Origin of the sequence: Saccharopolyspora sp. NPDC049357 (assembly GCF_040677225.1) — a bacterium.
Classification (GTDB): Bacteria; Actinomycetota; Actinomycetes; order Mycobacteriales; family Pseudonocardiaceae; genus Saccharopolyspora.
The window spans coordinates 59,828-78,089 of the sequence record NZ_JBFAQJ010000009.1 but is presented as its reverse complement, the minus strand read 5'-3'; the positions used below and the strand labels follow the sequence as shown (position 1 = coordinate 78,089).

18 protein-coding genes are annotated in these 18,262 nt (G+C 69.3%); 1 reads left to right on the top strand and 17 read right to left on the bottom strand.

Annotated elements, in window-relative coordinates; translation table 11 throughout:
• Positions 1 to 170 precede the first annotated feature (170 nt).
• Positions 171 to 896 (top strand): DedA family protein, encoded by a 726-nt coding sequence (locus AB0J91_RS10260; RefSeq protein ID WP_363866275.1) that lies wholly within the window; start codon positions 171 to 173, stop codon positions 894 to 896.
• A gap of 80 nt (positions 897 to 976) precedes the next feature.
• Here AB0J91_RS10260 and AB0J91_RS10255 read toward each other — a convergent pair whose 3' ends face one another.
• From AB0J91_RS10255 to folE, 17 genes are all read right to left on the bottom strand, one after another.
• Positions 977 to 3,526, bottom strand: coding sequence for an ATP-dependent Clp protease ATP-binding subunit (locus AB0J91_RS10255; protein WP_363793451.1), 2,550 nt, complete (start codon positions 3,524 to 3,526; stop codon positions 977 to 979).
• Positions 3,527 to 3,774: 248 nt separating this feature from the next.
• Positions 3,775 to 4,638, bottom strand: a complete 864-nt coding sequence (locus AB0J91_RS10250) for an ABC transporter ATP-binding protein (RefSeq protein ID WP_363866272.1) — start codon at positions 4,636 to 4,638, stop codon at positions 3,775 to 3,777.
• Positions 4,635 to 5,729, bottom strand: coding sequence for an iron ABC transporter permease (locus AB0J91_RS10245; protein ID WP_363866269.1), 1,095 nt, complete (start codon positions 5,727 to 5,729; stop codon positions 4,635 to 4,637). The genes AB0J91_RS10250 and AB0J91_RS10245 overlap by 4 nt, the downstream gene beginning before the upstream one ends.
• The gene (locus AB0J91_RS10240) at positions 5,726 to 6,799 is read right to left on the bottom strand and encodes an iron ABC transporter permease (RefSeq protein WP_363866267.1); all 1,074 of its coding nucleotides are present in this window, start codon (positions 6,797 to 6,799) and stop codon (positions 5,726 to 5,728) included. The genes AB0J91_RS10245 and AB0J91_RS10240 overlap by 4 nt, the downstream gene beginning before the upstream one ends.
• 293 nt (positions 6,800 to 7,092) lie before the next feature.
• A complete protein-coding gene (locus tag AB0J91_RS10235; protein ID WP_132623387.1) occupies positions 7,093 to 7,446 on the bottom strand; it encodes an Lsr2 family protein in 354 nt (117 codons plus the stop codon).
• A gap of 229 nt (positions 7,447 to 7,675) precedes the next feature.
• Positions 7,676 to 9,130, bottom strand: coding sequence for a lysine--tRNA ligase (gene lysS / locus AB0J91_RS10230; protein ID WP_363866511.1), 1,455 nt, complete (start codon positions 9,128 to 9,130; stop codon positions 7,676 to 7,678).
• Between the two features lie 247 nt (positions 9,131 to 9,377).
• Complete coding sequence (locus AB0J91_RS10225) at positions 9,378 to 10,175, bottom strand: type III pantothenate kinase (protein ID WP_363866264.1); 798 nt, start codon at positions 10,173 to 10,175, stop codon at positions 9,378 to 9,380.
• A gap of 142 nt (positions 10,176 to 10,317) precedes the next feature.
• Entirely contained in the window at positions 10,318 to 10,782 is a 465-nt protein-coding gene (gene panD, locus AB0J91_RS10220; RefSeq protein ID WP_363866261.1) for an aspartate 1-decarboxylase, read from the bottom strand.
• Positions 10,783 to 10,804: 22 nt separating this feature from the next.
• Positions 10,805 to 11,677 (bottom strand): pantoate--beta-alanine ligase, encoded by an 873-nt coding sequence (gene panC / locus AB0J91_RS10215; RefSeq protein WP_363866258.1) that lies wholly within the window; start codon positions 11,675 to 11,677, stop codon positions 10,805 to 10,807.
• A gap of 35 nt (positions 11,678 to 11,712) precedes the next feature.
• Positions 11,713 to 12,606 (bottom strand): DUF2520 domain-containing protein, encoded by an 894-nt coding sequence (locus tag AB0J91_RS10210; RefSeq protein ID WP_363866255.1) that lies wholly within the window; start codon positions 12,604 to 12,606, stop codon positions 11,713 to 11,715.
• A gap of 198 nt (positions 12,607 to 12,804) precedes the next feature.
• Positions 12,805 to 14,037 carry a PrsW family intramembrane metalloprotease gene (locus AB0J91_RS10205; protein ID WP_363866252.1) on the bottom strand — a complete coding sequence of 411 codons (1,233 nt, stop codon included), beginning with the start codon at positions 14,035 to 14,037 and terminating at the stop codon, positions 12,805 to 12,807.
• Positions 14,038 to 14,117: 80 nt separating this feature from the next.
• Positions 14,118 to 14,951 carry a DUF6779 domain-containing protein gene (locus AB0J91_RS10200; protein ID WP_363866249.1) on the bottom strand — a complete coding sequence of 278 codons (834 nt, stop codon included), beginning with the start codon at positions 14,949 to 14,951 and terminating at the stop codon, positions 14,118 to 14,120.
• Positions 14,952 to 15,069: 118 nt separating this feature from the next.
• Complete coding sequence (locus AB0J91_RS10195; protein WP_363866246.1) at positions 15,070 to 15,531, bottom strand: DUF3180 domain-containing protein; 462 nt, start codon at positions 15,529 to 15,531, stop codon at positions 15,070 to 15,072.
• A gap of 323 nt (positions 15,532 to 15,854) precedes the next feature.
• Positions 15,855 to 16,349 carry a 2-amino-4-hydroxy-6-hydroxymethyldihydropteridine diphosphokinase gene (folK, locus tag AB0J91_RS10190; protein ID WP_363866243.1) on the bottom strand — a complete coding sequence of 165 codons (495 nt, stop codon included), beginning with the start codon at positions 16,347 to 16,349 and terminating at the stop codon, positions 15,855 to 15,857.
• Positions 16,346 to 16,735: a dihydroneopterin aldolase gene (folB, locus tag AB0J91_RS10185; RefSeq protein ID WP_363866240.1), complete on the bottom strand. Its 390-nt coding sequence runs from the start codon at positions 16,733 to 16,735 to the stop codon at positions 16,346 to 16,348. The genes folK and folB overlap by 4 nt, the downstream gene beginning before the upstream one ends.
• Positions 16,728 to 17,573, bottom strand: a complete 846-nt coding sequence (gene folP, locus AB0J91_RS10180) for a dihydropteroate synthase (RefSeq protein WP_363866237.1) — start codon at positions 17,571 to 17,573, stop codon at positions 16,728 to 16,730. Before folP ends, folB begins: the two co-directional genes overlap by 8 nt.
• A complete protein-coding gene (gene folE / locus AB0J91_RS10175) occupies positions 17,573 to 18,184 on the bottom strand; it encodes a GTP cyclohydrolase I FolE (RefSeq protein ID WP_235876739.1) in 612 nt (203 codons plus the stop codon). The genes folP and folE overlap by 1 nt, the downstream gene beginning before the upstream one ends.
• Positions 18,185 to 18,262: the final 78 nt, after the last annotated feature.

The window sequence follows — 18,262 nt, the reverse complement described above, 5'->3', positions numbered from 1 at the left end:
AGCCCCCGGCCATCCGGACGTCCGACGCCCCCGAATGGTTGCGTCCCAGCCCGCCGAAGATCATCGGACACGCCGAGGAGTGCCACAGGTCACACGCGCTCGGGGCGAAACACCGAAATCCGCTGGAATCATGGAATAAACGGACAAACGACCCCCGGAGTTCGCCCCGCATGGATCTGACGACGACAGCCGCCACGTCCGCCCAGCCCACCGGCTTCACGGCCTGGGTCATCGGGGTGATGGAAACCCTCGGCGGTCCCGGCGCGGGCATGATCATCGCACTGGAGAACCTGTTCCCGCCGATCCCGTCCGAGCTGATCCTGCCGCTGGCCGGGTTCACCGCGAGCCGCGGCGACATGTCGCTGCTCGGGGCGATCCTGTGGACCACGCTGGGCTCGCTGGTCGGCGCCCTCGCGCTCTACTGGCTCGGCGCGAAGCTGGGCCGGGAGCGGACGCGCGCGATCGCGGCGAAGCTGCCGCTGGTGAAGCTCTCCGACGTCGACAAGACCGAGGCGTGGTTCGCCAAGCACGGGGTGAAGGCCGTGTTCTTCGGCCGGATGATCCCGCTGTTCCGCAGCTTCATCTCGCTGCCCGCCGGGGTCGAGCAGATGCGGCTGAGCACGTTCGCGCTGTTCACGACGCTGGGCAGCCTGATCTGGAACACGATCTTCGTGTTCGCCGGCTACCTGCTCGGCCAGCACTGGTACCTCGTCGAGCAGTACGCGGGACTGCTGTCCCGGGCCGTGCTGATCACCTCGGTGCTGACCGTCGTGGTGTTCGTGGCCCTCCGGATCCGCAACAACCGCCGGGACCAGGCGATCGCGGAGGCTCCCACGGTCCAGTTCGCCCGCGTGCAGGCCGACCACCCCACCGAGGAGATCCGCCGGATCCGCTGATCCGGGCCCGGTGAAACCCGGCCCGAGACGGCGAACGGCCCCCGCACCGAGTGGTGCGGGGGCCGTTTCGCGTCCTGGGATCAGGACTCGGTGTTGCCGTTGTCCTGCTTGTCCTCGCCGTGAGCGGAGACGCCGACCGGCGGAGCGTCCGGCACCGCGGACGGCTTGGGCTCACCGCGGAAGGTGAACTGGGCCTTGTCGTCCGGCCCTTCGCCTTCCCAGCCCTCGACGTCGACGATGACGATCTGCCCCGGCTCGACCTCACCGAACAGGATCTTCTCGGACAGCTTGTCCTCGATCTCCCGCTGGATCGTCCGGCGCAGCGGCCGCGCACCCAGCACCGGGTCGAACCCGCGCTTGGCCAGCAGCTTCTTCGCCGTGTCGGTGAGCTCCAGGGCCATGTCCTTGCCCTTGAGCGCCTTCTCCACGCGGTTGGAGAGCAGGTCGACCATCTGGACGATCTCGGACTCCGTGAGCTGGTGGAAGACGATCACGTCGTCGATCCGGTTGAGGAACTCCGGCCGGAAGTGCTTCTTCATCTCCTCGTTGACCTTGGACTTCATCCGCTCGTAGTTGGACTCAGCGCCCTGACCACTGGAGAAGCCCAGGCCGACGGCCTTGGAGATGTCCTGCGTTCCGAGGTTGGAGGTGAAGATCAGCACCGTGTTCTTGAAGTCCACCGTGCGGCCCTGGCCGTCGGTGAGACGACCGTCCTCCAACACCTGCAGCAGGGTGTTGTAGATCTCCTGGTGGGCCTTCTCGATCTCGTCGAACAGGACCACGGAGAACGGCTTGCGGCGGACCTTCTCGGTGAGCTGGCCGCCCTCCTCGTAGCCGACGTACCCGGGCGGGGCGCCGAACAGCCGCGAGGCGGTGTAGCGGTCGTGGAACTCACCCATGTCGATCTGCACGAGCGCGTCGTCGTCGCCGAAGAGGAACTCCGCGAGCGCCTTGGACAGCTCGGTCTTACCGACACCGGACGGACCGGCGAAGATGAACGAGCCGGACGGGCGCTTCGGGTCCTTCAGGCCGGCGCGAGTGCGGCGGATCGCCTGGGACACGGCCTTGACCGCGTCGTTCTGGCCGATGATCCGCTTGTGGAGCTCGTCCTCCATGCGGAGCAGACGGGTGGTCTCCTCCTCGGTGAGCTTGAAGACGGGGATGCCGGTCCAGTTGGCCAGCACCTCGGCGATCTGCTCGTCGTCGACCTCCGCGACGACGTCCAGGTCACCCGCCTTCCACTGCTTCTCGCGCTCCTCCTTCTGGCCGAGGAGCTGCTTCTCCTCGTCCCGCAGGCGGGCGGCCCGCTCGAAGTCCTGCGCGTCGATCGCGGACTCCTTCTCGCGGCGGACCTCGGCGATCTTCTCGTCGAACTCGCGCAGGTCCGGCGGAGCGGTCATGCGGCGGATGCGCATCCGGGCGCCGGCCTCGTCGATCAGGTCGATCGCCTTGTCCGGCAGGTACCGGTCGTTGATGTAGCGGTCGGCCAGGTTGGCCGCCGACACCAGGGCGCCATCGGTGATCGACACGCGGTGGTGCGCCTCGTAGCGGTCCCGCAGACCCTTGAGGATCTCGACGGTGTGCTCCAACGACGGCTCGCCGACCTGGATCGGCTGGAAGCGGCGCTCCAGAGCCGGGTCCTTCTCGACGTACTTGCGGTACTCCTCCAGCGTGGTGGCACCGATGGTCTGCAGCTCACCACGGGCCAGCATCGGCTTGAGGATGCTCGCGGCGTCGATCGCGCCCTCGGCGGCACCGGCACCGACCAGCGTGTGGATCTCGTCGATGAACAGGATGATGTCGCCGCGGGTCTTGATCTCCTTGAGCACCTTCTTCAGGCGCTCCTCGAAGTCACCGCGGTAGCGGGAACCGGCGACCAGCGAACCCAGGTCGAGCGTGTAGAGCTGCTTGTCCTTGAGCGTCTCGGGCACCTCGCCCTTGACGACCTGCGACGCGAGGCCCTCCACGACCGCGGTCTTGCCGACACCGGCTTCACCGATGAGCACCGGGTTGTTCTTGGTGCGGCGCGAGAGGACCTGCATGATCCGCTCGATCTCCTTGTCCCGGCCGATGACCGGGTCGAGCTTGCCCTCGCGCGCTGCCTGGGTCAGGTTGCGGCCGAACTGGTCCAGCACCAGCGACGACGACGGCGTTCCCTCGCCGCGGCCGCCGGCCTCCGCCGGCTCCTTGCCCTGGTAGCCGGACAGCAGCTGCAGCACCTGCTGGCGCACCCGGTTGAGGTCCGCACCGAGCTTGACGAGCACCTGGGCGGCGACGCCCTCGCCCTCGCGGATCAGCCCGAGCAGGATGTGCTCGGTGCCGATGTAGTTGTGGCCGAGCTGCAGCGCCTCCCGCAGCGACAGCTCCAGCACCTTCTTGGCCCGTGGGGTGAACGGGATGTGTCCGCTGGGGGCCTGCTGCCCCTGGCCGATGATCTCCTCGACCTGTTGGCGCACGCCCTCAAGCGCGATACCCAGCGACTCCAGCGCCTTGGCGGCGACACCCTCACCCTCGTGGATCAAGCCCAGGAGAATGTGCTCGGTGCCGATGTAGTTGTGGTTGAGCATCCGGGCCTCTTCTTGGGCCAGGACAACCACCCGCCTCGCGCGGTCGGTGAACCTCTCGAACATTCGCACTCCCTGACTGCTGCGCCGGCGGTCTAGTTCCGGGACACGGCTTTAGCGCTACGCCGCGATCCACGACGGGTTCAGCACTCTTGGGGACCACTGTAGTAGCCAACCCCGGTCGCGGTCCGTGCCCGCTACGCCACATTCTTGTCCGGCACCATGCCCAACGGCGCGTTGGCCTGCAGGATTCCTGATCTCGGCGCCGTTCCGCTGAGCGCGAACAGCGCGCGTCGGATCGTGACGCACCGTGTTCACGCCTGAGCGCCGGACCCTTCTCCGGTCCGCCTTCCCCCGATCGGGACCACCATGGGAGTACCCGCCACGGGATCGGGAATCACACGGGCCCGGAGGTCGAAGACGTCGGCCAGGAGCTCCTCGGTGAGCACCTGGTCCGGCTCGCCCGACGCGACGACGGCGCCGTCCTTCATCGCGACCAGCCGGTCGGCGTAGCGGGCGGCCAGGTTGAGGTCGTGCAGCACCATCACCACGGTCCGGCCGCTCTCGTCGTGCAGCCTGCCGACCAGCTCCAGCACGTCCACCTGGTGCGAGAGGTCGAGGTAGGTGGTGGGCTCGTCGAGCAGCAGCAGGTCCGTTCCCTGCGCCAGCGCCATGGACAGCCAGGCGCGCTGCCGCTGACCGCCGGAGAGCTCGTCGAGGGTGCGTTCGGCCAGGTCACCGATGCCCGTCATGGCCAGCGCCTCGGCCACCGCCGACTCGTCGTCGCTGGACCACTGCCGGTACCAGGACTGGTGCGGGTGACGTCCGCGCGCGACCAGGTCGGCCACCGTCAGGCCCTCCGGGGCGGCAGGCGACTGCGGCAGCACGCCGAGGACCCGGGCGACCTCCTTGGTCGACATCTTGTGGATCTTCTTGCCGTCCAGCAGCACCTCGCCGCGCTGCGGCTGAAGCAGGCGGCCGAGGGCGCGCAGCAGCGTCGACTTGCCGCAGCCGTTGGGGCCGATCACCGCCGTGATCGTGCCGCTCGCGACCTCGAAGTCGAGGCCGTCGACGACGACGCGCTCGCCGTAGGCCAGCTTCAGGTCCGAAGCCCGGAGGCGGTCGGTGACAGCCCGGGCCTGGTCCTGCTCGGGGCGGGTAGAGGCGGACGCGGTCATGCTCGGACCTCCCGGTACCGACGGATGAGCAGGTAGATCAGGTACGGGGCGCCCAGGATCGCGGTCACGATGCCGACCGGCAGCTCCAGGTCGCCGAACGCGGTCCGGGCGATCACGTCCGAACCGACCACCAACGCCGCGCCGAGCACGGCCGAGGTCAGCAGCGGTGGACGCGAGGTGCGCGAGACCCGCAGCGCGATCTGCGGGGTGGCCAGCGCGACGAACTGGATCGGACCGGCCGCCGCCGTGGCGATGGAGGCCAGCACCACCGAGGCGAACAGCAGGAAGCCGCGCGCCAGGTCCATCCGCACGCCGAGTCCGCGCACCGTGTCGTCGTCGTACTGCAGCGCACCCAGCACGTGGGCGCCGACGAGGGCCAGCGGGACCAGCACGGCCAGCGCGATGCCGGTCGGCACCACGTGTTCCCAGCCGCGCGCGTTGAGGCTGCCGGTCAGCCACACCATGGCGCGACCGGCGTCGTTGACGTCGCCGACGGTCAGCAGCCAGTAGACGGCGTTGCCCGCCAGCGCGCTGACGCCCACGCCGACCAGCACCAACCGGTAGGAATCCACCCCTCGCCGATAGGCCAGCAGGTACACCGCGACGCCGGTGACCAGGCCGCCGACCAGCGCCATCACGGGCAGCCCGTAGTCGGACAGCGCACCGGACAGGCTGCCCGCCGTCCCGGCGAACACGATCACCCCGACCGCGGCGCACCCGGCGCCCCAGGTGATGCCGAGCATGTCCGGGCTGGCCAGCGGGTTGCGGGCCAACGCCTGCATGATCGCGCCCGCCAGGCCCAGCGCGGCACCCACGAGCAGCGCGGTCAGGCCGCGCGGCATCCGCAGCTCCCAGATGATGATCGACTGCGCGCGGTCGCCACCGCCGAACAGCGTGCTGAGCACCTCGGTCGGGCTGATCTGGTACTCACCGATCCCGACGTCGAGGACGAACACCGCCAGCAGCGCCACGAGCCCGCCGACCAGCGCCAGCAACGGCCGGAGCCGGAACACGCCGGAGAACGGGCCGACGCGCAGCGGCCGCCGCCCGGTGACCTCCTCGACCGGCCGGTCCTGAACGGTCGCCGTCATAGCCGCACCAACTTCCGGCGTCGCACGAGCGCGATGAAGAACGGGGCGCCGACCATCGCCAGCATCACGCCCACCTGCACCTCGGCCGGCCGGGCGACGATGCGGCCGAGCACGTCGGCCAGCAGCATCATCGAGGAGCCGAGCAGCGCGGCGAAGGGCAGCAGCCAGCGGTAGTCGGCACCGGTGAAGTAGCGGGCGACGTGCGGCACGACCAGCCCGACGAAGCCGATCGGCCCGCAGACCGCGACCGCAGCGCCGACCAGGACGCTCACCGCGGCGATCCCGGCGCGGCGCGCCCAGGCCACCCGGTGGCCCAGCGAGCTGGCCACGTCCTCGCCCAGCGACAGCGCGTTGAGGCTGGTCGCGTTGGCCAGGCCCAGCACGAGCCCGACCACCAGGAAGGGCGCGACCTGCGGCAGCACCGACGCATCGGTGAGGGCGATCGAGCCGACCTTCCAGAACCGGTAGGTGTCCAACGTCTGCTGATCGGTGAGCACCAGGGCCGAGGTGATCGCGTGCAGCAGCGAGCTGATCGCCATGCCCGCCAGCGCCAGCGTCACCGGAGTGGCGCCGCCGCGGCCCATCGAGCCGATCGCGAACACCGCCAGCGCGCCGATCAACGAACCGGCGAAGGCGAACCAGATGAAGCCGAACAGCGTGGTGATGCCGAAGGTGTAGACGGCGAGCACGACGCCGAGCCCCGCGCCCTGGGTGATGCCGAGGATCCCGGGGTCGGCGAGCGGGTTGCGCGTGTGGCCCTGCATCAGCGCACCGGCCAGGCCGAGCGCGGCACCGGCCAGCACGCCGGCGACGGTGCGCGGGATCCGCAGCTCTCGGATGATCAGGTCGTTCTCGCTGCCGCCGGGCGCGACCAGACCGCTCCAGACCTCGGCCAGCGGAATCGTCTTGGCGCCGACCGCGATGCTCAGCACGACGCTGGCCAGCAGCACGAGCAGCAGGATCCCGATGCCGGCGAGGCGGCGGGAGCGTCTGCGCTTCAAGCGCTCACCAGGTGCGGCGGACGCGGTTTCCGACGTGGGCGGCTCGGCGAGAGCCTCCGTTCGAGCCACGTCCCACTCCCCTTCGGTGTTCACCCGGACGTTGCCCAGGTTAGGACAACCTAAGCCACACCAACAGGGTGGGTTCGGATGTTGGCCATCACAGCCGCGGCGGAGGGAGTTGTTCGACGCCTCGGACGAAAAGTTGAAGACCTGTTGCGGTCGCGCCACCCGGGCCGTTATGCCAGCGGTTTTGCAGGAAGAGTTGATCAATCGGGGGAAACCGCGTAAATGAGTTATCCGAACGCAACAAAAGGCGTTTACCGGGCCCCGACGACCCGGCAAACGCCTCTTGAAACCGACTTTCAGTTCGCCTGGTGGTACTGCTCCACGATGTCGGCCGGGATACGGCCGCGGTCCGACACCTTCAGGCCGCGCTTGCGCGCCCATTCCCGAATGGCCTGGTTCTGCTCGCGGTCCGCACTGGTGGAACCACCAGTGGAACGCGCGGCCGCACCCGGACGCGGACCCGGCTTCTTCCGGCCACCGGCACGCCGCGCGTTGGAGACGTAGTTCGCCAGCGCCTCCCGCAGATCTCCGGCATTGTCGGCGGAAAGGTCGATCTGGTACGACACGCCGTCCAATCCGAACTCAACGGTTTCGTCGGCCTGCCCACCATCCAGATCGTCGACAAGGGTGACAGTGACCTTCTGCGCCATCTTCGAAGTCCTCCCCGAGCAAAAAATTGTGCTTTGGCGGGACAGCAACCATCTGCCGGGAGCGGAAACCCCCTCGCCAGAACGCCAGCCGCACTTGGGCAAGTACGGCAGCGACACTTGGAAGTGCGCCAATAGCCGTCGCCGACACATTCTGGGGTCAGGTTAGCGCAGGGACTCCGATAATGCACTCATCCTGTCCACAAAATTCTGTTGAGCCGCCCTGATCGGGTCATTCCGGGCGGACCAACGGGAACAGGATCGTCTCCCGGATACCGAGACCGGTCAACGCCATCAACAACCGGTCGATACCCATTCCCACGCCACCGCTGGGAGGCATTCCGTACTCCAGAGCGCGCAAAAAGTCCTCGTCGACCGGCATGGCCTCGACATCTCCGGCCGCCGCGAGCGCGGCCTGCTCCTCCAGCCGCTGCCGTTCCACAACCGGATCCACGAGTTCCGAGTAACCGGTCGCCAGCTCGAACCCGCGAACGTAGAGATCCCACTTTTCCGCAACGCCCGCCTTCTCGCGGTGCTGACGGGTCAACGGCGAGGTCTCCACCGGGAAGTCGCGGACGAAGGTGGGAGCCGTCAAATGGTCACCGACGGTGTGCTCCCAGAGCTCTTCCACCAGCTTGCCGTGACCCATCTTCGGATCGACCTGCAGACCGAGCGCGTCCGCGTGCTTGCGCAGCGCTTCAGCCGGAGTTTCCGGGGTCACCTCGGATTCCAGCGCTTCCGACAACGACTCGTACATCGTCAGCGTCGCCCACTCACCGGAGAGGTCGTACTCGGTTCCGTCGAACCACGTGACGACCTGAGAACCGGAGACCCGTTCGGCCGCTTCCTGGATGAGAGACCTGGTCAGATCGGCCATGTCGTTGTAATCGGCGTACGCCTGGTAGAACTCCAGCATTGCGAACTCGGGCGAGTGGGAAGAATCACTGCCTTCGTTCCGGAAGTTTCGGTTGATCTCGAAAACCTTCTCGATCCCACCGACAACGCAGCGCTTCAGATACAACTCCGGCGCGATGCGCAGGAACAAGTCGATGTCGAAGGCGTTGGAATGCGTGGTGAAGGGGCGAGCGGCGGCACCGCCCTGCAACGTCTGCAGCATCGGGGTTTCCACCTCGATGTATCCGCGCTGTTCGAAGGAATCACGCAGCGAGCGCTGCACCGCGGCCCGGGTGCGCACCGTTTCAGCGGCCTGCTTGCGCACGATCAGGTCGACGTAGCGCTGGCGGACTCGCATTTCCTCGCCGAGTTCCTTGTGCATGACCGGAAGCGGGCGCAGCGACTTCGCCGCCATCCGCCATTCATCGGCCATCACCGAAAGCTCACCGCGCCGGGAGGTGATGACCTCACCGTGCACGAAAACGTGGTCGCCGAGGTCCACCTCGCCCTTCCAGGACGTCAGCGACTCCTCACCGACCTGCTTGAGGCTCAGCATCGCCTGCAGCTCGGTCCCGTCGCCGGCCCGCAGCGTGGCGAAGCAGAGCTTGCCGGTGTTGCGCAGGAACATCACGCGGCCTGCCACGCCGACCTGCTCGCCGGTCGCGGTGTCCGGCTCCAGGCCCTCGTGGGCGGAGCGGATTTCGGCCAGCCCGTGCGTGATGGGCAGCGTCACCGGGTACGGGTCGACTCCGGCGTCGAGCAGGCGCTCCCGCTTCTCCCGCCGGATCCGCATCTGTTCCGGCAGGTCTTCGACGCCGTCAGCGCTTGCCGGGGGATTGGAAGTGTCCTGGTCAGTCACGCAAAACAGGGTACGTAGTGGTGTTAATCGGGATTCGAGCGGCCTGCTTAGCGGTGCGGGTGGGGGAACCTCAGACGTCGTCTGAGAACCCCCGGCGGTGCGAGTTGCTCGGGTGGTGAAGGAGAAATCGGCTTCGCCGCTTGCCTGACGGTGGAGGCTTTGCCACTCCGTGGCTTTTTGGTCAGCGGAAGTTTCGGTCGTAGACGAGGCGCAGGCCCAGGAGCGTCAGGTCCGGGACGTGGTGGTTGATCGTGGTGGATTCGGAGAAGACCAGCGGGGCGAGGCCTCCGGTGGCCAGCACCGTGGTGGGGCCTCCGTGGGTGGCTTCGAGCTCCTCCACGATTCGGCGGACGAGTCCGTCGACCTGACCCGCGAATCCGAAAAGAATTCCGGATTGAAGGCATTCAACGGTGTTCTTTCCGATGACCGAGCGCGGCCGGACCAACTCCACCTTGCGCAACTGCGCCGCCCGGGAGGCCAACGCGTCGAGCGAGATCTCCACACCCGGGGCGAAGGCACCGCCGAGGAATTCGCCCTTGGCGGAGATGACGTCGATGTTCGTCGAGGTGCCGAAGTCCACGACCACGCAGTTCGTGGCGTGCAGGTGGTGCGCGGCCAAGGTGTTGATCACCCGGTCCGCGCCGACCTCCTTCGGGTTGTCCACCAGCAGCGGAACGCCCGTGCGCACGCCCGGCTCGACCACCACCCGCGGCACGTCGGTCCAGTAGCGCTCCAGCATCACCCGCAGCTCGCGCAGCAGCGCCGGAACCGTGGACAGCGCGGCGATGCCGGTGATCCGCTCGGCGTAGTCCCCGATCAGCCCCCGCATCGTCAGCGCCATCTCGTCGGCCGTCATCCGCGGCTCGGTGCGCATCCGCCAGTCCCGGACCAGCGTCGCGGCGAGATCCGGTGGGTCATCGACGTCGTCGTACAGCCCGAGGACGATGTTGGTGTTCCCGACGTCAATGGCCAGCAGCACGAGCGATCCCTTCACGAAAACAGACGTCAGGCGAGCGCCGAAGGTGCTTTCTCCTCAGCCCACCTGAGCAACCGGCACCGCCGCGGGTTCGCAGACGTTCTCCGGGGAGGACGGCCGTAGCGCCGCGCATTGCAGTTCTTGATCAGCTCTCCGGCTGCTGGAGCAGGGCATCCAGCTTCGCGGCGTCGTCCGTCTCAGCGTCGGCCTGGGAGGAGAGCAGACCCGACCCCTCCGGCGCATGACCGGGGTTGACCCCGAGATCAACCGGCTTGTTGTCGGCGTCGACGAAGATCACCTTGGGCTTGAAGTTGCGGGCTTCGAGCTCGTCCATCACGCCGTAGGCGATGAGGATGACGATGTCACCGGGCTCGATCAGGTGCGCGGCGGCGCCGTTGATCCCGATCACCCCGGAACCCCGCTCGCCGGTGATCACGTAGGTCTCCAGCCGGGCGCCGTTGGTGACGTCGACGATCGCGACCTGCTCCCCTTCGAGCAGGTCCGCGGCCTCCATCAGGTCCTTGTCGACCGTCACCGAACCGACGTAGTGCAGGTCGGCCTGGGTGACGGTGGCCCGGTGGATCTTGGACTTCAACATCGTGCGGAACATCGCTGACCTCCTAGGGGCCGGTTCACTCGCCGAGCAGGACCATCGCGTTGTCGATCAGCCTGGTGGCGCCGACCTTCGCGGCCACCAGCAGTCGTGCCTCACCCGAGGCCGGAGCCGGACCCAGCTCGGGATCCCGCAGCTCCAGGTAGTCGGGCTGCACCAGGGGCTCGGTGGCCAGCACCTCGTGCGCGGCCTTGAGCACCGCCTCCGGGCCTCCGACGGCGGCGTGCGCACCCGCGGTCAGCGACGCCGAGATCGCCAGGGCGGCACGCCGCTGGTCCTCGTCGAGGTAGACGTTGCGGCTGGACAGCGCCAGGCCGTCGGACTCGCGGACGGTGGGGATGCCCTGGATCTGGGGGTCCAGGTCGAACTGCCGCGCCATCTTCCGGATCAGGACCAGCTGCTGGTAGTCCTTCTCGCCGAAGAACGCCAGGTCCGGGCGCACGATGTTGAGCAGCTTGAGCACCACGGTCAGCATCCCGTCGAAGTGCCCCTTGCGGGTCGCGCCCTCCAGCTCCTCGCCCAGCGGCCCGGCGTGCACCGACAGCTCACGTCCGCCGCCGTACATCGCGTCCACGGTCGGCGCGAAGACCAGGCCCACGCCGGCCTCGCGGCACGCCTCGACGTCGGCGTCGAAGTTGCGCGGGTAGCGGTCGAAGTCCTCGTTCGGGCCGAACTGGAGCGGGTTGACGAAGATCGACACCACCACGACGGCGTTGATGTCCTGCTTCGCCCGCTTGATCAGCTCCAGGTGACCGCGGTGCAGCGCGCCCATCGTGGGCACCAGGTGCACCTTGCGGCCGGTCGCCCGCAGGGCGCGGGTGACGCGTGCGAGCTCCGCCGGATCGGCGTGCACGGTCAGCTCACCGCGCTGGTAGCCGGGGTTGTTGGTCATCGTCGACTCCATGTCTCCGCCGCGAAGATCGCGGATCAAGCCTGTTCCTCGTCGAGGGCCTCGTGCACCCGGGCGGCGACGTCACCGCGCAGCAGGCCGCTGCGCTCGGCCCGGACCGCCGTGCGACGAGCCAGCTCCCGGTAGCCGGGAACGACGTCCGGATCGGCGTCGGACAGCGCGCGCAGGTGACCGCGCACGGTTCCCGAATCGCCGCGCACCACCGGACCCGTGTAGGCCCGGTCACCGAGGCGCAGCGCGTTGTCCAGCGATGCCGACAGCAGTGGCGCCATGACCCGGCCCGGGACCTCCACCCCGGCGTCGCGCAGCAGCTGCTGGCACTCGTTGACCAGCGTGATCAGGTGGTTCGCGCCGTGGGTGAGGGCCGCGTGGTACAGCGGGCGGGCCTCTTCGGGCAGGCGCACCGGCTCCATGCCCAGCTCGATCGCGATGCTCTCCGCGACGCTCCAGCCGGTGAGCTCGTTGGCGGTGATGACCATGCAGGCGTCGGAGAGGCGGTGAACGTCCTCGGCGCGACCGGTGAAGGTCATCGCGGGGTGCATGGCCATCGGCAACGCGCCGATGGCGGCGGCCGGCTCCAGCGCGGTCACGCCCTGCGAGCCCGAGGTGTGCATGATCAGCTGCGATCCGTGCAGCGCGTCGGCGGTGACCAGGCCCTGCACCATGCCCGGGATCGCGTCGTCCGGGATCGCCAGGACCAGCAGCTCGGCCTTGCCCGCGACGGCGTCCGGCGGCTCGACCGGCACACCGGGAAGCAGCTCCTCCGCGCGACGCAGCGAGGCGTCCGAGACGGCGGAGACCGCGACGACCTCGTGCCCGACCCGCTGCAGCGCGGCGCCCAGCACGGCGCCCACCCGACCAGCGGAGATCACTCCTACGCGCAGCCGCGGGCCCGTGGGTTCAGCAGACATCGCCACGTGTTCCCTCCAATACCGTTCCAGTCCCGCTACCGGGTACCAGACAGCGCCGCGAGAGTAGCCCCAACACCCGGTGCCGGGGCTACTCCGAGACCGTGAAAGGTGGCGAGAACCACCCTTTCAATACTTCGTTCGATCACCTCGCGAAGCGGCGCCGGCAGCGGTGTCGGCTGCCGGCGCGCTCGCTGATGCTCACTCGCGCGGCTTCGGGACTCGGCGGGTCAGCTCGCCGATGTTGATCCTGGCGGTCTGGATGGCCTCCTGGCGCCCGGCCGCCGAACGGCGGGCCTGCTTGAGGTCGGCGATCAGCTTCTCCCGGCGGGCGCGGCGGGCGGCGCTGGTGGTGCGTCCGGCCTCCGAGCGGTGCTGCAGGAACGCCAGCTCGGTGACCGCGATCTGGTAGTCGCGCACCGACTTCGCGGCCTGGCTGCCCGCGTGCCGCTTGACCTTGCGCAGCCAGCCCTGCCTGCCGGTCAGGCTCGCCAGCAGGTCGATCTCGCTGCGCGCGACCAGCCCGGCCCGCTCCAGCTTCGGCAGCTGCGCGATGACGATGCGCTGCTCCCGCTTGCGCTGCCACACGATCAGCGCGAACGTGCCGAGGAACACCGGCACCATGATCAAGAAGTAGACGTTGATGAAACCGGCCCCGCCGAGGAACGTCGCCGAGTTCCACACCGCGTGCAGCAGCACCGCCACCAGGTAGCCGGCGATCAGCCAGCCCAGCTGCTGGAGCCGGGTGCGAGCGCCCCAGGCGAAACCGACGGCGATGCCGAACATCGCGGTGAACAGCGGGTGCGAGAACGGCGCCAGCACGCCGCGCAGCACGAACAGCGCCACGACCGCTCCCCCGGTCACACCGCCGTCGGCGAAGGCCTTGCCGAAGTACAGGATGTTCTCGGTGAAGGCGAAGCCGGCCGCGGTCAGCGACGCGTAGACGATGCCGTCGACCAGGCCGTTGAACTCCGCGCGGCGGCGGATCCACAGGCCCACCACGAACACGGCCTTGGCGGCCTCCTCCACCAGCGGCCCGATCACCGCGGTCAGGAAGAAGCGGTGATCGGCCTGGCCCAGCAGCAGGTGCGCCACCGACTGCGAGGTGTTGTTGAGCAGCAGCGAGCAGGCCGTCGCACCGCCGGCGCCCCACAGGAACGCGCCGACCATCAGCATCGGCGGCTCGGGTTCCCAGCGGTCGATCCAGACCGTCGCGGCCACCACGACACCGACCGGCAGCAGCGCGGCGACCGCTCCGAACACGGCGGGCAGCGCGCCGACCTTGGACGTCGTGATCCCCAGCATGACCAGCCCGATCATCCCGAGCAGGATCAAGCCGGCGATCGGCCAGCCGACGGCGTGGTGCTTGCGGCTCTGCAACCGGCGCGCGCGGGAGACGTCAGCGATCGGCTCCGCGTGATCATGACTCGACACGCCCCAGACCCTAGAGAACCCGATTCGCGACTGACCGAATGGTTCGCTTTTGTTCCCCTGACCGTTGTCCGGCGTGGAACTCACGAGCGACGACGGCGGCGGGGCTGGCCGTCGGCGCTGCCGCCGTAGGCGGCGAGGAGGTCGTTGACCGACGTGCCCGCGGTGTGCGCGCCCGCCGGTTCGGGACTCGGCTTCTCGTAGGCAGTGCGGTCGGGCCGCTGCGGCGCAGGACGACTCGGAAGGGCCTGGGCCATCTGCGGTTTCGGAGCCTGCGGCTTCGGCTGGTCGAGCGGGACCTCGCCGGACAGCCGGGCCATCACGTCCGTCTTGGCCGCGGCCGGAGCCGGGGCCGGCTGCTGCTTGACCGGCTGCTGGACCGGCTGCTGGATCGTCTTCGGCCGCTGCGGGCGGTGCTGGACGAGCTGCGTCTCGCCCTGCGGGCGCTCGGTCAGCGAACGCACCCGAGTGGACTCCGCGCGCAACGCGACCCGCTCGAAGAGCACGTCACCGCCGATCACCTGCTCCAGCGTCGTGCGCAACTTCGCCAGCTCGGCCTGCAACGCGCGGATCTGACCGTCGGACTCCTCGGACGCCCGGCGCCGAGCCTCCGCCTGGGCCTCCAGCTCGTACTCGCGCCGCGCGGCGATCTCGCGCTCCAGCTCCAGCTCGTAGATCCGCTGCCGATCGGCGGCGGCCTGCTCGCTCTCCAGGACCCGGTGCCGCAACCGCGCCACCGCGAACGCGCCCAGCAGCGCAGCCCACAGCGCGGCGATCAGGCCGAGGCGGAGCATCCGAGCGTCGTCGCTGAGGACCAGCAGCGACGTGGCAGCCGCCGCGAGCACGAGCGCACCGCCCCAGAGGAGGGTGGATCGCCCGTTGCCGGGGTCGGACTCGGTAGTGCCGCGCTCGGACATGGCGCCCACCGTACAAGGCGTTTACCAGTTCGAGATCTGAAGGTGCGCCAATCCATTCGGACATTGCTCGCGGCAGCGGAACGGCGACTACTCCGAACAGCCCAGGGGGTGGGCGGTCTCACTCGTCCTCGTGAGGATCGTCCGGCTCATCGGGATTCCGCAGGCAGTGCTCCAGCCACAGTCCCGCGCCGATCAGGGCTCCGGCGCTGATCAACCCGACGATGGCGGCGAAGGTGTCCGACCGCGCGGCCTGCACCGAGCTCATCATCGGCAGCAGGTGCGCCAGGAGTCCGATCCAGACACCGGCCATGATCGCCCCGGCCAGCGATGACGCCTTCGCCAGCGCCACGGCCCGCGCCGCCGTCAGCGCCTCGATCGGCTCCACCCCGGGCTTGCGCCGCACGCGGGGCCGCAACACCGCCGCCAGCACCACGTCGACCACGGCGATCAGCAACAACGTCGCTCCCGCCAGCAACGGCAACGGCGGCAGCTCGCCGTACATCAGCTGGGAGAGGAGGAACACCACCACGGCCGCCACCAACCCCGCGGCCACCAACTGCCCGGGCTTGGTGAACGACATCTGCTCAGTGCTTCGCGGCGACACCCCACCAGCATCCCACCTCCCCCAACCCGGCGGTCAGCTCCCCAGAAGACGGATTTCAGTGGAACTCGGGAACCGGAGTTCCACTGAAATCAGGTACCGGAGTTCCACTGAAGCCAGGTACCGGAGTTCCACTGAAATCGGGAACCGGAGTTCCACTGAAGCCAGGTACCGGAGTTCCACTGAAATCGGGAACCGGAGTTCCACTGAAATCTGGGAGACCGCGGGGAGTGATGGTGTGAGGACAGGACTCAGTGGAGCGAACGTGGGTGCCCTGCGGGAGGTGGGTCCTGAGTGCGTCCCTAGTGGAGGGTGAGGTCGTCTCTTCGGCGGACGTCGTCGCGGTCCGACTCGGGGAGGGCCGCGAGGAGGTCGGCCACGCGGCCGTGTCCCGGGAGGTGGGCTTCGGGGTCCAGCGCGAGCCAGGGGATGAGGACCGTGGCTCGGTTGGGGGTTCCCGGGTGCGGGAGCACGAGGTCAGGGTGGTCGCTGCGGACCTCGTCCACCGCGACCACGTCGACGTCGAGGGTGCGCGGGCCCCAGCGCTGCTCCCGGATGCGCTCGGCCTGCTGCTCCAGGGCCTGGGCCCGGCGGAGCCAGCCCCACTCGTCGACGTCCGGGGACTCGACGATGAGGACCGCGTTGAGGAAGTCCGGTTGATCGGTGACGCCCCACGGCGCGGTCTCGTAGACCGGCGAGGCCGCCACCAGCTCCTCGGCGAAACCCTCGACGGCCAGCCGCAGGTAGCGCAGCCGGTCACCGAGGTTCGAGCCGAGGGACAGGACCGCTCGGCTCACGCCGGCACCACGTTGCCGCGGCCGCCCCGTCGCGAGCGGCGGATCGTGACCGCGACGTCGGCGAAGGACAGCGGGATCGGCGCGTGCGGTTTGTGCAGCGTGACCTCGGCGGCGTAGGCCCGCTCGTCCTTCATCACCTCGTCGGCGATCTCGGCGGCCACCGTTTCGATGAGGTCGCGCGGCTCGCCGCCGACGATCCCGGCCGCCATCTCGGCGAGCTCGCCGTAGTGCAGCGTCTTGGTGAGGTCGTCGGTCGCCGCGGCGTCGCCCAGGTCGAGCCAGACGGTGATGTCGACCAGGAAGTCCTGACCGTCCCGCTTCTCGTGGTCGAACACGCCGTGGTTGCCGCGCACCTGCAAGCCGGTCAACGTGATCCGGTCAGCCAACGCACTCGCCTCCGCTCCGCCAGGCGGCCGTCACCGCCACCGCGTCCAGCGAGCGCCGCACGTCGTGCACCCGCACACCCCACGCTCCCCTGTCGGCGGACAGCGCCGAGACCACGGCCGTGGCCGTCTCGCGGCCTTCCGGCGGGCGCGGCGCGCCCTCGTCGGCCAGCAGCGCTCCCAGGAACCGCTTGCGGGAGGCGCCCACCAGAACCGGGAAACCCACGTCGACGAGGCCGTCGAGGTTCTGCAGCAGCTGCCAGTCGTGCCTGCCGGTCTTGGCGAAGCCCAAGCCCGGGTCCAGCACGATCGCCTCCTCGGCGACACCCGCGCGCACCGCCACGTCGACCTGCCGCAGCAGCTCCTCGCGCACGTCGGCGACCACGTCGCCGTACTCGGCGAGGGAGTTCATGTCCTTGCTGTGGCCCCGCCAGTGCATCAGCACCCACGGCAGCCCGGTGTCGGCCGCGACGTGCGCCATCTCCGGGTCGGCGAGCCCGCCGGAGACGTCGTTGATCACCGCGGCACCCGCTCCCGCGGTCGCCTCGGCGACCTTGGCGCGCGTGGTGTCCACGCTGACCGGCACACCCTCCGCGACCAGCTCGCGCACGACCGGCAGCACCCGCTCGATCTCGGTGGCCGCGTCCACCCGCTCCGAACCGGGCCGGGTGGACTCACCGCCCACGTCGATGATGTCCGCGCCCAGCCGGTGCATCTCGACGCCGTGCGCCACCGCCGCCGCGCGGTCCAGGTAGCGCCCGCCGTCGGAGAACGAGTCCGGCGTGACGTTGAGGATGCCCATCACCGCGCAGCGCGCCGGGTTCGGCAGCTTCGGGTGCATCAACGCCCCCTGATCAGCGACAACGCCTCGGAGCGGGAGGAAGCCGAACTGCGGAAGATGCCGCGCACCGCCGAGGTCGTGGTCGTCGAACCGGCCTTGCGCACCCCGCGCATGCCCATGCACAGGTGCTCGGCGTCGATCACCACGATCACGCCGCGCGGCTCCAGCCTGCGCACCAGGGCGTCGGCGACCTGCGAGGTCAGCCGCTCCTGCACCTGCGGGCGCTTGGCGTAGAGGTCGACCAGCCGGGCCAGCTTGGACAGCCCGGTCACCCGGCCCTGCGAGTTCGGGATGTAGCCGATGTGCGCGGTGCCGTGGAACGGCAGCAGGTGGTGCTCGCACTGCGAGTACACCGGGATGTCGCGCACCAGGACGAGCTCTTCGTGGGCCTCGTCGAAGGTCTTGTCCAAGACCTCGTCCGGATCGGTGTAGAGCCCTGCGAACAGCTCCTGGTACGCGCGGGCGACGCGCTGCGGCGTCTCCCTCAGGCCGTCGCGCTCGGGGTCCTCACCGGCTGCGATGAGCAGTTCCCGGATCGCGGCCTCAGCGCGCGCCTGGTCGAACTGTGGAAGGTGGGAAGAGCCGTCGGGGCGGGAGTCCCCCGCCCCGATCGGCTCGTCGACCGCACTGGTCACTGTTGCTTTCCTCCACTGGCTTGGCAGCGCCCTGGCGGGCGCTGCGCCCGCCAG